The organism is Metabacillus rhizolycopersici (genome assembly GCF_020075705.1).
This window is the reverse complement of sequence record NZ_JAIQUM010000023.1, coordinates 33,740-49,311: the sequence shown is the minus strand read 5'-3', so window position 1 is coordinate 49,311 and position 15,572 is coordinate 33,740. Positions and strand designations below refer to the sequence as shown.

The window sequence follows — 15,572 nt, the reverse complement described above, 5'->3', positions numbered from 1 at the left end:
TCAATTTGAAAACCCTTACAACTATAGTTTAAGAAAAAATGGAAAATGTATAAAGTCAACAATATTAAGATTTACTGTACTTATTAAATATTCGATCGTAAATATAGCCTTTTTTATCATTATGTTGATTCTTTCGGGCTTAAAGACTCACCTCTAAAACAGAAAAAATCCCGAATAACGGGATATCAAGAATTGATATTCATTGCTTTCCAAGCCGAGGGAGTAATCCCCACAACCTTCTTAAACTGTTTATAAAAATAAGCCGAATCCGAATAACCCACTTGTTTTCCAATTACTCCAGCCTTTAAGTGTGTCTCTTTCAACAATTGTTTTGCTTTTTCGAGTCTTAAATGATTCATGTACTCAGAGAATACTAAGCCAGTTTCTTTCTGGAATAGTTGGCCTAAGTAAATCGAATTTATATGAAATTTATAGCTTAATGTTTTCAAAGAGAGTTCTTCATGAAAATGTTCTTGAATATATTGCACAACACTGTGAATAATCGGACTTCTCTGCTCAGATTTTTGCTCTAATGCTCTAAAAGTTCCTTCAATAAAATCAATAAGAATATCCACTAAAAGTTCAATTGAATACGCCTCTAAGATTCGTTTCACAATACCAACTGTTTGATCATTGGCATGTGACAATACTTCTTTTTGGATAGACGTAACAATTTCAATAGCAAACCCTCTAATCCTAGTTGGAGCAACCTTTTTAGTAGATTTATTAATCTCAGCAAAGGAATCTTTGATCCACAAAAAAGCCTTTTCTTGTTCTGAACCAACAATATATCTCTTTAGATCATCCAATTTATACGAAGTAGACAGACTTGCTTGCATATACTGCTTTGTTAATTCATCTGTTATGAGTCCACTTTCTTTAACTACTAATCGAAAGCTAGATAACTCTTTAGCACGTTGGTAGCTCTTATACAATTCATTTGTGGAGCAAACAGATGATCCAACACTAATATGATACTTTCCAGAAACATATCCAGCAAAAAGCACATTCAATTCATCTAGTTTTTTCTTAAAGTCATCTTCACAATTAGACGAAACTAAAAGGATAAGTTCGCCATCTGGATTAATAATACAGACAGACTGAAATAACTCCTCTACTCTTCTTCGGAAAAAGGAAATGTTTTCATGTTCTATCTCACTTGATATTTGCATTAAAACAACAGCTAGCTTCTGGCTATCAAACTCCAAACTGTATAACTCTACTCTTTCACGCCATTCTTTTGCATCGATGTCTTGATTCAGGCTTCGCCAAATTGTATTATCTCTTAAAATAGTATACGCTTCTTCATCATTTGTAGATTTCTCAATTTTCTCAACACTATTTTCCAATGTTGAAATGAGTTCTTGCTCATTGACTGGTTTTAATAGATAATTTTCAATTCCTAGCTTCATTCCTTTTTTCACATAGTCAAATTCTTCGTATCCAGATAAAACGATACATTTTGTATTAGGTTGACGTTCTTTCAATGTACCAATTAACTCTAATCCATCCATTATAGGCATCGTTATATCAGTTAATACTATATCAACATGGCACGTTTCTAACTTTTTAAGAGCTTCACTACCATTAGAAGCTTCGCCAACAACTTTAAGTCCATAATCTTCCCATGGTACCAGCGCTTTCATACCTTCAATAATAAATGGTTCATCATCTACTAAAAATACGTTATACATGTTGTATCTGCTCCCTCCTTGCTGCCGGAATTCTAACGTCTACTCTAGTACCTTCTCCTTCAATACTATTAATCTGAATTCCATACTCTTGTCCATATTTTAATTGTATTCTTTGATGAACATTACTCAGCCCTATGGAGCCCTCAGAGGTGGTAGCTCCTTCTACTAATTTCGTTTGAATAGCCAATAGTTTATCTAGTGGAATACCGTTCCCATTGTCTTCTATTACAATTTCAATGTCCTGATGAATTCTTTGAACTTTTATTAGTAATTCATTATGATTTGTTTCTTTTTGGAAGCCATGAATTAAATAATTTTCAACAAGCGGTTGAAGTGTAAATTTGAGAATTTTTCCGTCTAAACAAGTTTCTGGAATCTCGTACGTAACGTTTAAGCGATTAGGATATCTAATCTGATTTAAACCTATATACTCCTTAACATGTTGGATTTCATCAGAAATTTGAACGATTTCTTTACTACTTAAAGAATAACGAAATAGTTGACCTAAACTATAAATCATATTACTAGTTGGTTTAGATCCGTCAGCTATAGACTTCATGCGAATAGCTTCTAATGTATTATATAAAAAATGTGGCTGGATTTGCGACTGAAGCGCTTTCATTTCAGCCTCTCTTTGGCGAATATTTAATACATATACGTCTTTAATGTACATATTTAAGTCGTCTAACATATCATTGAAACTTTCTGATATAGTCGTTAACTCGTCTTTTTCTCTACTATCTGGTATTCTAATTTGCAAGTTTCCTCCTTGAACTTCGTGAATGGCCGTTTCTATTTTATTAATTCTTCTAGAATAAGATCTCATGGCAAAATAGGTTACAGCAATGGCAATACAGGAAAGTAAGACTGTAGATAAGAACATATACTTATGAACAATTGTGGCTTTCTTAATATCATTCTCGGGGATGAAACCTACATATAAGTAACCCATGTAGTCATCAGCCACTGTATTAATATAGTAGTTTTTCCCATTCCACTTTACTTTCTTAAAGTTCGTTTCAAATGCTAAATTTTTCAATGGTTCTGGAACGGTACTATTACCATTGTCTGACGAATAAAGATAATTCCCATCACGCTGAAAAATATGGACTGTTCCTTTAAATTGGGATTTCCTCAAACGAATCAAATCTTGCATCCCCGCTATATCATAAAAAACCGTCAGATCCCCTAATTTTTTAAGGGTCGTGGGATCATTAATGGCACGAGATATTTGAATATTGTTGAAGGTACTTTTTTCTTGCTCCCACTTAACTTGCTGAAGCTGTAAATCATCAAGATGACCAGTTAGATTTTCTTTCTCTGGCATTTTCTTATCCATATATTTATTCCACTTATAGTGGTTATAAATATATACATACTCTGTATCAGAGCTTGTACTTTTTAAACTCACTGCATTGATATCAGAGTCTTGACTAAAATACGCTTGAAAAAATGTATTAAGGTTGTTTGGAACAAAAGAAGAGTTCTCACTGTACATATCTAGTCGATACGATAAATAGGTATCATAATCAGACTGCAATGCAAATGCAATATCATTAAAAATCAGATCTCTGGTTAAATATAATTCTTGCATAACATTTTTTATATGCTCATCTTTTCTCTGGAGATAATATTCAACCCGTTCTAGTGTTCGTGTACTTGCGTCCATTTCTTTCTGAATGATAACTTCTGTATAATAGCGTGATAATACAAGTAGTAACACAAACATTGTAAGAAGGATCGTTGCGGAATAAGTGATCAAAATTTTGCTGAACACTTTATTCGTTAGCTTCTTCATAAGATTACTCAAAAACATTCCTTCTATCCTCCCATGCAGACTACTAACTCAACCACTATTCTACTATATTTTCTGTTGGAAAGTGAAGTTAATTCACTTCCCAACAGAGGGATATATAGTTTATAAAAGATTATCTTATTTCATCATGGAAATAGACTACTATTGTTTTAATTTCATACGGTTTAATTTCTAAGTCGATATGTCCAGTTTGTTTCTCGCTCTCAACTTGTTCCATTAAGTTTGTTTCATACCATTTTTTAACGTTTCTTGGGAATTCAATTGAGACATTTCCTCGTTGTCCTTCATACTCATGAAGGCGAATAATTACTGAGTCATCACTCTCATTTTTCTTGATCGCATCGACTTTAACATGATCGTTATTAAGATACATAAACGAGCTTTCTTCTGGTAAAAATCCACCCTGTACTACTTTCAATGGATTATTTAAAAACCAAGCTTGCTTGACTGTTTGCCCAACTCTCCAATCTCCTTGATGAGGTAGCAATGAATACGTAAACTCGTGTTCTCCTTGATCTGCAGTTGGATCAGGGTAGGTTGCTGCTTTTAGCAAGGATAATCGAATCGTTTGGTCTTTAATGTCATACCCATATTTGCAATCATTTAACAAACTCACTCCGTACCCTGTTTCAGAAAGATCTGCCCACTGGTGTCCAACTGTTTCAAATCGTGCCATATCCCAGCTCGTATTCCAATGTGTCGGTCTCTTAACATTACCAAATTGTATATCATACGTTGCTTCGATTGAACGAATATCAACTGGGAATGCTACTTTCATTAACTTACGTTGTTCATGCCAATCCACTTTTGTTTTATAATCAATACGTCTATTTTGAGCATAGAAAATCATATCTTGTTCAATTAAAGAACTTTGATACTTCCATTTCGTCCGAATGACAATACGAAGTGGACCGTTTTCAACAACTTCACTTGATACTACTTCACTGATTTCCTCCATTTTTTCTTGGTAATACAAATCAATATCCCACGCATCGTGTGCCAATGGTTTATCTTCGAAAATTTGGAGGACATTCCCTTTTTCCTGTTGTGCTAATACTTCACGATTAGCTTCTTTATCAAAGATACGAGTCAGTTGAAGAGAGTCATTCCATTCAACTAGATAAAAAGGTGTTTCTAGCAACTTTTCATTAATAACAAATGGTGTATTATTTTCTACGATAGGATCTTGTTTGAATTGGATTTCTACTGCACCAAATTGTTTAGTCTTATCTAATTCTACTAACCAACCATTTTCAGTTCGTTGACAATTTAGATTTTCACCTGAACCTGAAGTCCATCCTCCAACCACATCATTCGTTTGATCGTATGGGATGAAAATAGTTTGTTGATCTTGCCAACTTGTTGCATTAAAGACTGTATACGTTCCATGCTTAGGTTCAATAAACTCATTGAAATTATTTTGATCAATTTCGAGTTGAATATCTTCTGCTTGTTGATATTCCACTTTTGCATCTTCATATACTTCCTTAATCGATGAACCAGGAATAATATCATGGAATTGATTTCGTAAAATAATCTTCCAACCTTCATCAAGCTGTTGCTTCGGATATTTCTCCCATGAAGATAAAAGAGAGTTCCACACAGACAACCACTCTGATTCTCTATAACTCAACTCGAGTTTTCGATTCATTCGCTTTACGTATGCTTGACTCGTATAAGTTCCTCTGTGATATTCAAGGTACAATTCTCCATCCCAAGTGTGAACATACTCATTTGTATTCGCAATATTTTCGTGTAATTTTTCGAAGAACTCTCCGGCTTTTGTCGTTTTTACTTTTGGTAGTCCTGGCATATTTTCGAATCTGCGACGAAGCTCAATCATCTCTCGATTGACTCCTCCACCACCATCACCATATCCATATGAAAGAAGTAAATCTTGGTTAAGATCTTTATTTCGGTATGAATTCCATGCACCGTTTACAGTTTTTGCAGTAATCAGCCCATTATATGTGTAAAACCATGAATCATCCGAATTCCAAGGTTCCGGAGTGGTTACAAAATGAGTTAGGATTTCTGTCCCATCAATTCCACGCCATTGGAATGTATCATTTGGCATACGATTGTACTGATTCCAGCTTATTTTAGTAGTCATAAATGTATCGATTCCTGATTTTTTCAAGATTTGTGGAAGTGCCCAGCTATACCCAAATACATCTGGCAGCCATAAATATTGGCAATCTACATCAAATTCCTTCTTGAAAAATTCTTTTCCATACAAAATTTGTCTTACTAGTGATTCCCCACTAGGAATATTACAATCTGCTTCTAACCACATTCCACCTTCAGTTTCCCAACGGCCTTCTTTTACACGTTTCTTAATTGATTCATAGATTTCTGGATAGTCTTCTTTAATATATTCATATAACTGTGGCTGTGTTTGAAGGAAGTAATATTCAGGATATTGTTCCATTAATCTTAAAACAGTAGAAAAAGATCGAGCAGCCTTTTCACGTGTATGTTTTAAGCGCCATAGCCAAGCAACATCAATATGTGTATGACCAACACAATGAATGGTCACAGGATGATGTTTTTCGATTTCATTAAGACTTTTATTCAATTCCTCGCTAGCAATCTCACAACTACGATAAAATACTTCATTACCTGGTTTACTCCAATTAATTTTCAAAAAGGCTTGATTCAATGCTTTTATAATTTCATGCTTTTCTGGTCGGTCATCACCAAGTTCTTTAATTGTTTGCCACGCTGCTAGAGATGTATAATATAAATCATCTACAGCCTCGTCTAACCAAGCAACTTGAGCCACCTCAAGTGTATATGTTTGCTCCCTCGGCTCTCCACCGCCTTCAAGTCCAGACCAAAGTCTGAAATCTAATTGAACAGTGCTTCCTATTTCAGTTGGTGGGAAAAATACTTCTTGATGGTTAGAATCAACACCTTGGTATGGATTTCCATTTAAGTATAATAATGATTCGAAGCCAGAATTGTTTCCTCCACCTGTACGTCCAAAGTCAAATAAACCAACTACTTTTCTATCAGTCCATTCTGCCGGAATTTGAACATCTGCATGTAGCCAAAGATAGCGGTCTCTCCCCGTCCATTGGTCTCTTATTTGTAAAGTTGATTCACCCATTTCCTTAGGAGGATATGTACCTACTTCACCCTCATCCTCAATTGTACGAAACGGACCAATCTCAATTCCATCACGATAGCGGTACTGCGCCAATTCTTGTATTCTTGCTTCTAGCTTTCTTTCTACTAAAAACATATAAATCCCCCATTCGTATATTAATTTATACTTTCATTGATCTCCATTTGTTTATTTACTTGTAAATGTTGCTGTTCTAAAGTTTTAAACCTTTTTATACACACATTCATAATCCAATATGCAGGTAGGACACCTAAAATAAAAGGTATAAGCCCCGGCATATTCGTGATTAAATAGCCAATAAAATACAAACCGATACCAATCAATAATGTGGATAAAGGACTAATAAGTGAAATAATAAATGATTGTTTTAAGTACTCCTTTATTGAGTATTGATAATGTACATAGATAGGAAAAAAGTGCACAATAGCATTCAAATATAAAAGAATGATAAAGCTAATAAAAACATAAAGGATAACGGAGAACGTTCCTTCCATAGCTTCAGCAATTCTTAAATCGATATATAAGAGAAAGCCAATCGCTGCAAAAATCAGCCCAATACAATTTGAACGGACAAACTCTTTTTTAAAGGTTTCTTTAAATGTTTTCCATATGGAAACATCTAGATCCCCCGTCTTCCACTTTCGTGTAACTGCAAATAAAGCAACAGTCGCAGGCATCATACCAAAAACACCTAGTCCAGCCACAATAAATACAAACCAAAGAATATTTGTCCATACTAACCTAACAATCCATTCACTTACTTCTTGTAACATTTGTCCCATGTTTTTCATCCCCAATTATTTTGGTAAGAAAAGGGGATAAAATCCCCTTCCCGATTCTACTACTGCTTAATATCCATATGCTTCGACTTCAAATATTCTAGTTGCTTGGTCCCCACCTTGCGTTGGTTGTTGGACAGAAAAGCGAATATATTGAGCTTCTGTCGTTGTAATGGGATGTTCTGAGATAGCAGCTGTATTATTTGTGACATTCACGGCTTTCGTCCAATTCTCACCATCAAGACTTACCTCAATCGTGAATGCCTTCGTATTAAAGGCTGCTGGCTCGCCGCCTGCTTCAGCATGTTTGACAACAAATTTTGATAGATTAAATGCCTCACCTAAATCGACTTTTAACCAATGATTTGCACCAATGGCACACCATTTACTATTATTCGTCACGATTCCATCAATCGCGTACTTTGCTCCTTCAGATGAAGAGCATTGTCCACTAGCAGTTGCGGTTTTGTTCTGTGCAACATTCGTAATGTTTTTTGCATCCTTTGAAACTGTAATAAAGCCTTCTTTTGTAAGAACATCCTCTCCCTCGCTATTTTTAGCGATTAGGGTAACTGAGTATATTCCTTCTTCTTCATACGTGACAATTGGATTATTCTCCGTACTTACTGTCGGTGTACCACCTTCAATTTGCCATTGAACTTTCTCTGTCGCTTCAGATGAATTGTTGAAAAATTGGATCTTTTCACCTGGTGCTACAACTGTTTGATTTACACTAAAGTCTGCCTTTGGTTGTGGGTACGCAGGCCATTTAAACATTACCTTCGCAGCTCCGCCTCGAACAAAATCAGTCGTTACAGCTACAACTTCTAGAGAAGTTTCTTTTTCCTTACCGCTTCTTCGTAAGTTAGAGATGTAGTACGCATTGTTTGGAACAGCTCCGATAAATTCCTTTTTTCCATTAGGAAGTTTACGATAAATCTCATAATGCAGAATATCTTCTTCCACTGACTTCCATGATAATTCTAAATCAGCATATAGCCCCTCTGTGAAAATTGGATTTTTCACATTAGCTTTCTTTGGTACATCTGGGATTTCTTTATCGCTATGTTTATTTGTAACTTTAATTTCTCCAATGTTGATTTGATAATCTTCAATTGCTTTATCACTCTCGAAGAATAGAGAAATCGTTGCAATTTGTTTTCCCTTATACTTGTTTAATTTCACTGTTTCTTTCATCCATTGATTTCGGCTCTTTTTCTTAACATCAAAAAACACAAAATCATCAGGCTGATCTACAAAGCTTACACCAAGCTTCATATTAGGATCTTTCACATCAGTTTTGTAAGTTACAGAGATCTCTGTATCCTTTTCAACTGGTAGATTCGTTTTATAAAGCTTCACATGTGTCGCATTTTCTTTCGTTAAATTTCCAGAAACCTTCAAAGAACTTCCACCGTAAAATGCTGTCTCCCAATCGAAGTCAACATCTAGAGGCTCTCCTTCGCTATCCTTTAACCAGCGCCATGTAGGTAAAATATCTTGTAAACTACGATTATTCCATTCTTCTTTACTTTGTATAGCACCATCTACTGCAAAGAATTTCCCACTACCTGTATTAAAATGGGTCACAAACGGAAGCTCCTGAATGGCCGTTTTTGTATCAAAATAGTGAGCCATTCCTTTCCAGTCTCCATTTTCACCAGTCTTGCGAGGATCTCCAGCTTTTCCAGTCCAGAATTCCTGTTCTTTTTGATAGAATGCTTCCATTGTTTCAGTTGTTTTAAAAGCCCAGTCTGGACGGTAAATCCCTAATGAAGTCAATGGTTTTTGTCCTTCTGGGAAAATGCCTTTCCATGGAATGTTTGTGTCCGTTCCATTTGCCTCGACATCAATGCCAGTATATAGTTCATATGGACTTCTACCAATTTCTAGTGCCTTATCATGAGAAGACTGTTGATTCGTCCACCAGAAATTTAAAAACATACTGTCGGAAATTTTGTCATTACCATCTTGTAAAAACATTTTATTACGATCTGTTAAGTGATTTTGCCAACTAATTGCTCCGCTTTCAACCATTGAGTCATACCACATAATGTGCATGTCTTTTTTCTTATTGTCTTGAAGATATTTTAAAAACTGTTTTGTTTTTTGAGCAGTTTCTCTATTTCCACCTGCTGTTTCTTGGTTGATAAACCAGCCATCAAATCCGTAATATTCAGCAACCTCTAACAGTTTGTCAGCAGCAGGAAATGATCCATCCTCACGCTGTACAAGCATTTGGTCTACCCATTGTGCTTGTCCCCCGTAAGCTGTTGGGGGAAAGAAAACATTTCCTAAGATTGGAACGCCATTTTTATGAGAAGCATCAATTACATCAGCACTTGGAGGAGTAATAATTCCTTCTCCAGCAGAACCTGCCCAATACACCATTAAATCAACATACTGCCAGTAGCTAAAAGTATTGGCAAAAAATTCATTTCCACCTTGAGATGGAACCCCACTCGTGTTGGGATTTAATGCCGATAATGCAACCAATTTTGCTTCTGACTGTGACGTTTCATTTACACTGAAAACAACTTCTCTATCAGCTAATGGCACAGTACTTTTGTTATATACAGCGTCAGGATCACTTTTTGGACTCCATTTTAATAATGTTTCAGGATACCAATAAGATGATTCCGGCTGTTTTGCAAAACCTGTAATCGGAAGTACACAAACGATAAGCAAACTTAAGAACGCAGTGATAAGACCATATCTAATTTTCAACAAATTTCCACTCCTGTTATTAAGATCATTTTCTCCAACCTCTGTAACAACCAAGATGCGGTAATGTTTCTTAACTTAGATGCTGTTTTCTTGTAGCTTTTTATAAAGCGGACTACCTTTAACTGCAAAACCACATAAACTTAATACAAATTCACTAAACATCGAATTTGCCCATGAGAACCACTCTCTCGTAAATTCTTCTGGTTGATCTGCATTAAAGCCCTCATGCATAAATCCAGTTCCACCATCTGACTGCTTCATCATCTCCAAAATTCTCTTTTTATCAGAAGCATCTGTAGATGTCATCCCCTCAATTGCTAATGCAATATGCCAAATATAATGATCTGGTGTATGGGGACTTCCAATTCCATTGGCCACTTTTCCTTCATAAAAGTATGGATTATCCCTACTTAATAAAAAGCTACGAGTATTCTGATAGGTTTTATCATCAAATTGGCACCAGCCAAGATATGGAGCTGCTAGTAAACTAGGAACGTTCGCATCATCCATAAGATTACATCTACCCATTCCATCTGTTTCATAGACATATAAATCTCCATAAATCGGATGATCTAACACTGCAAATTTTTCTATTCCTTCTTTTATCTCAGAAGCTAGTTGCTCACATTGCTTTGCAAGACCTTCGTCTTTTAAAACTTCTTTACAAATCTCTGACGCATAACCTAGTACTACTACCGCAAACATATTTGCAGGTACTAAATAACCATATAGACAAGCATCATCACTTGGTCTAAATCCACTCCAAGTCATTCCTGTTCTCGCAGTTTTAGATCCTTTTCCATCTCTGTTCAGAGTATCTGATTGTCTTACATCCATTCTTTCAAAGCTATATGATGATTCATCCTCATGATTTTGTTCTACTTTCCAAACACGCAAAATCTGATTTAATGCTTTAATAAATGTGTCATCAAAGTAGGACGTTCTTCCAGTTGACTTCCATAAAAGATAAGCAAGTTGAATCGGATAGCAAAGTGAGTCAATTTCATACTTACGTTCCCATGTCATTGGTGACATATCCGTTTTATCCTCTTGATGGCCTTTTCCATTAGCGATTTCATTGAAAGCATTTGCATATGGGTCATGAACGATATAGTTCATTTGACGACGGACAACACCTTCAATTAGTTTCGCCATTTCTTCGTCTTCTTCAGCAGCAAGTAGATATGGACGTACTTGGGCAGCAGAATCTCTTAACCACATTGCTGGAATATCACCTGTAATAACAAATGTTGTTCCATCCTCTTGTGGCTTTAATGTTGTTTCATACGTATTAACAAAACATTGTTCAAACATTTCCTGAAGTTTTTTATCTTCAGGAAAATGCTCCTTCACCTTTTCAATTAAACGTGATAATGATTGTGGGATTGTTGTTTCAGTGTTCATTACCTTCACTCCTTCACTTGCCATCCAAGGCTAATAATTTCAAATGGTTTTACTTTTTCTTGAATTTGCGTATTTTCATACTGCTCTTTCACACTCTCAATGATCGTACTCTTATAACTAGTTGTACCTTGCATTGGTTGAGCAATTATCATTGTTTCTTTTTCAGATGTGTTAAACCAACGAGCAATTACATCATCTCTTTCCTCCGCTAATTTAATAGAAGAGATTGCTAACGATTTACCTTCCCAAGTGAAAAATGTCTTTTCGGTTGGAAGTATCCCCTCATGCACATCTGTTTGTACAGCAATCACAGGTACTTGGAAGTCATACGCCTCTTTGAACGCCTCTGACTCAACCACAGTCCCCTCGTGAGGGATAACCATCCATTCTGCTTGGTACGTTCCAATACATTGAGCCTCTGGTGTCGGAAATAGACCCCAATCCCCTAACTCAGAAGTTGAACGTAGAATCGTAACGGCGATTGTTTGTTGTTCCTCAAGGATTTCATACTCATGCAATCCTTTATTTGCAATTGTCATCCCATGCTTACCATCTGTTACACTTACAAAAGCCTGTTGATGATGATCGAAGCTCGGATTCTCCCACTCTCTTTCAGGAGTATTAGGACGTTTTACTACTTCAAAAATACTATCTGCGTAGTGTTCATTCGTAGTTAAATTCGTTGGGAAAAGAACACGTAAACGATGATCCTTTGCTTGGTTTTCAATTGTAACCTTAACAGAAGGTCCCTTCGCTTTTTGATCTAACTGAATATGTGTAGTTAAACGAATGGTTACATTTTCAGAAGATCGACCTGATTGTCTGTCCTTATGCCAAACTAATCGTTCCTTTTCTTGTTGAAATTGTTCATCGGCTTCTTTTGGAATCTCCCACTCATGAACAAGTTCTATAACGGAACGTAATGAATGGTCTTCAACTACTCTTATCTCTGCCTTCAAATCTTTCGTAGTAAGTGGAACTTCACCATTCGGCTTTCTAAACATATATTCGTTACCAATGTCACCGCTATTTTCATAGATTCCTAAACCTTCAAAAGTTTTCCCAGTCTGTTTGTCAGTCAATGTATACGAACCATTTTCATGAATCAATAAATGGACATATTCATTCTCCATTTCATGAGCACCTCGATTAATCGATGGCTGTTCATTCAAGTTCGTTTCCGTGGCAAGTTTAATATAATATGTTTTATACCCATAGCCCGGAAGAGATTCAGCTAGGAATGTTAATTTGATCGTTCTTGCATAATATGGACGTCGGAAACCATCCTCAGGTAGGTCATATCCAAACCGAATACCAAGATCCTCTGTTTTACAGACATGTTCCGTGCCATTCTTATCAACCAAATGAATACTAGGTAAATCCTTCGAACGAAGAAAATCTGGAATCTCTGAAAAAGGCATCTCTGAAAAATAGACTTTTTCTAGTTCAACTTCCTTTTCGATAACCACATCTCGTGTATTTCCTGATGTGTTAAAAACGACAACTGGAATCATATCCTCATCAATACCACTTTGTTTCGTTGAAATATGAGATACAACTTCATTGGCTTTTTCCTCGATAATAGTTTCTGCAGTCTGCTGAACCTTCTCAAAACGGGTTACCATTTCTCGGTGTACTTCATCTACACTACAACCGCAAATACTGTCATGTGGATGATTTTCCATCAAAGTTTTCCATGCATAACGTAAATAATCACGTGGATATTCATGACCAAGTAAATATGAAAACACAGATAGTGGCTCAGCCACTTTTTCTAATAGTGTTTGACTCTCTTGATTCATCTGCTTTAAATAAATGCGAGCAGAGGCTGTATTTACAAGCGTTGACCACCCATCTGTCAGTTGATTTCGCAATTCACCTGTTACCGTCTGGAGTTGTTCTGGTAATGAGTGCTGAAGTGCTTCTAAATATTCATCAAAACTAGAATGTATAAACGTAGTATCTGGGAAAAGTTCTTCAGCCACTTTGATTGCTTCACCTATATCCACTTGAACTGGTTGATGATCACACCCATTCATGAAAAGAAGATGTGGTGTTGAAGAATATTTCTTAGCATCAGCTAGCTTTGTTTCCCAATACGTTTTAGCACTCTCTTTATCTACAGGTACTTCATTGCCGTTTGAATACCAATTCGCAAACAATACTCCAAGCACCGCCGAACCATCTGGCGACTCCCACTTAAGTTCTGAATATGGCGATTCAAATGTTTTCGTATCGCTCACCATATTATTAAAGCCTGTTGGTTTTACACCTCTCCCAAACGCAGCAGTTTTAATATCAGCTTGCAGAAGCAATTGAGGTGCTTGTCCGTAAATACCAAATGTATCCGGGAAGTACCCTAACTTTGACACAGCACCGTATTCCTTCGCATCTTGTAAACCGTACAACATATTTCTGACATTCGCTTCAGAGCTTGTTAAAAATGCGTCTTGTAACACATACCAAGGACCAATATGAAGCTTTTTTTCTTGTATTAACTTCTTAACTATTTCTTTTTTATCAGGACGAATTTGGAAATAATCTTCTAAAATAATCGTTTGTCCATCCAAGTGAAAACTCTGAAAATCTTCTCCCTTTTCAAACAAATCGATTAGTGTATCCATTAACTTTACTAAGTAGTAACGATGTTTTTCAAAAGACATATACCATTCCCGATCCCAGTGGGAGTGAGAAATAATATGCGCAGTAGTCTTAGATTCCATTTTGTTTCCCTCCTATATCTTCATCCTTAGATAGGATAATAGCCGCAGCTCCCATTACTCCCGCCAATGTACCATGCCTAGCTTTTTCTATCGTTAGTAATTGGCTATGTTGGTCTAAAAGATAACTTGGTAGTTTTTCATAAACCATTTCATAAAATGACGGCTGTCCGATGATGACACCACCACCTAATATTAGCAACTCAGGATTCAATGCTTGAATTACTTGACTGAGACCCAATGCTAAATGAGTGGAAGCCTCCTCAACAACCGATTGGGCAATAGGATCATTTTTATCGAAGTGAGCAAAGAGATCTTTACTATTCCAATTTGGGTCTACTGGTTTTCCTACTGCTGCCATTCTTTCTTTCCAAATACGGTTCAAAGCAGTCCCAGACGCAAGTGCCTCCAAACACCCCTGTTTCCCGCAACCACAGACAGGACCTTCCCTCTGTACTACACTATGCCCAATTTCACCAGCTCCAGATAAGGCACCCTCATATAATGAACTATTTATAATAATTCCCCCACCAACACCAGTACTGACGGTTACATAGAGGACGTGTTTATATGTGTCTCTAAATGTAAAAAAATACTCTCCAAATGTTGCAGCATCTGCATCATTCAACATTTTCACCGGCACTCGGAAAGCGCTCCCAATTCTTCGCGCTAACGGATAGCCATGCCATGATTTTAAATTGGGTGGATTTAGTACCTTTCCTTGTTTCGAATCTAGAGGACCCGGAGCACCTATACCGATTCCTGTGACCGTTGGGAATTGTTGCATGAATTCTTCTACACACGAAACAATCAAGTCAGTAGCATAGTCTGGACCATATTCTACTCTGGTCGGAAATTCATTTGTTGCTAAGACTTTCCCATCTTCTTGTACAACGCCAATCGCTATTTTCGTTCCCCCAATATCAATGCCAATAGCAGTTTTCATATTCAATAGCCTCCTTCCACTTTTCTTCACATTAACGATAAGTTTCAACAAGTCAATAGTCAACGTTTCTAGGGGAAGTGATAAGCTTTTTCCATATAATCTAAAATTTATCCATACTTTTTAGATGGTGATTTTTTTAATTTTAGAGCTTGTTCAAATAGGTGGACAAAAAGAGTCGAACAGATCAATACAACGAAAATTACAGTAGTGGAGCGTATGCTAATTAATTAGGTGAGTAACGGATAAACAAATTAACTTAGTGATGTGAAAGCTATTTTTCCCGGACTTTTTGAACGTCCTTCTATAACAGCTTTTATTTTCAACTTTTGTGAGAGGAATGATTCTTGCTATTTATG

Annotated in this window: 8 protein-coding genes; all 8 read right to left on the bottom strand. The window is 36.3% G+C overall.

Annotated features, from left to right (window positions below):
* Positions 1–185: 185 nt before the first annotated feature.
* The gene (locus K9V48_RS12015) at positions 186–1,694 is read right to left on the bottom strand and encodes a response regulator transcription factor (protein WP_224139236.1); all 1,509 of its coding nucleotides are present in this window, start codon (positions 1,692–1,694) and stop codon (positions 186–188) included.
* Entirely contained in the window at positions 1,687–3,510 is a 1,824-nt protein-coding gene (locus K9V48_RS12010; RefSeq protein WP_224139235.1) for a sensor histidine kinase, read from the bottom strand. Before K9V48_RS12010 ends, K9V48_RS12015 begins: the two co-directional genes overlap by 8 nt.
* A 112-nt stretch (positions 3,511–3,622) precedes the next feature.
* Positions 3,623–6,757 (bottom strand): alpha-mannosidase, encoded by a 3,135-nt coding sequence (locus K9V48_RS12005; RefSeq protein ID WP_224139234.1) that lies wholly within the window; start codon positions 6,755–6,757, stop codon positions 3,623–3,625.
* 20 nt (positions 6,758–6,777) lie between these two features.
* Positions 6,778–7,422: a YesL family protein gene (locus tag K9V48_RS12000; protein WP_224139233.1), complete on the bottom strand. Its 645-nt coding sequence runs from the start codon at positions 7,420–7,422 to the stop codon at positions 6,778–6,780.
* Positions 7,423–7,488: 66 nt separating this feature from the next.
* Positions 7,489–10,146 carry an endo-beta-N-acetylglucosaminidase gene (locus K9V48_RS11995; RefSeq protein WP_224139232.1) on the bottom strand — a complete coding sequence of 886 codons (2,658 nt, stop codon included), beginning with the start codon at positions 10,144–10,146 and terminating at the stop codon, positions 7,489–7,491.
* Between the two features lie 75 nt (positions 10,147–10,221).
* Positions 10,222–11,550 carry a glycoside hydrolase family 125 protein gene (locus K9V48_RS11990; RefSeq protein ID WP_224139231.1) on the bottom strand — a complete coding sequence of 443 codons (1,329 nt, stop codon included), beginning with the start codon at positions 11,548–11,550 and terminating at the stop codon, positions 10,222–10,224.
* A gap of 5 nt (positions 11,551–11,555) precedes the next feature.
* Positions 11,556–14,273 carry an alpha-mannosidase gene (locus K9V48_RS11985; RefSeq protein ID WP_224139230.1) on the bottom strand — a complete coding sequence of 906 codons (2,718 nt, stop codon included), beginning with the start codon at positions 14,271–14,273 and terminating at the stop codon, positions 11,556–11,558.
* Entirely contained in the window at positions 14,263–15,216 is a 954-nt protein-coding gene (locus K9V48_RS11980; protein ID WP_224139229.1) for an ROK family protein, read from the bottom strand. The genes K9V48_RS11985 and K9V48_RS11980 overlap by 11 nt, the downstream gene beginning before the upstream one ends.
* Positions 15,217–15,572 lie beyond the last annotated feature (356 nt).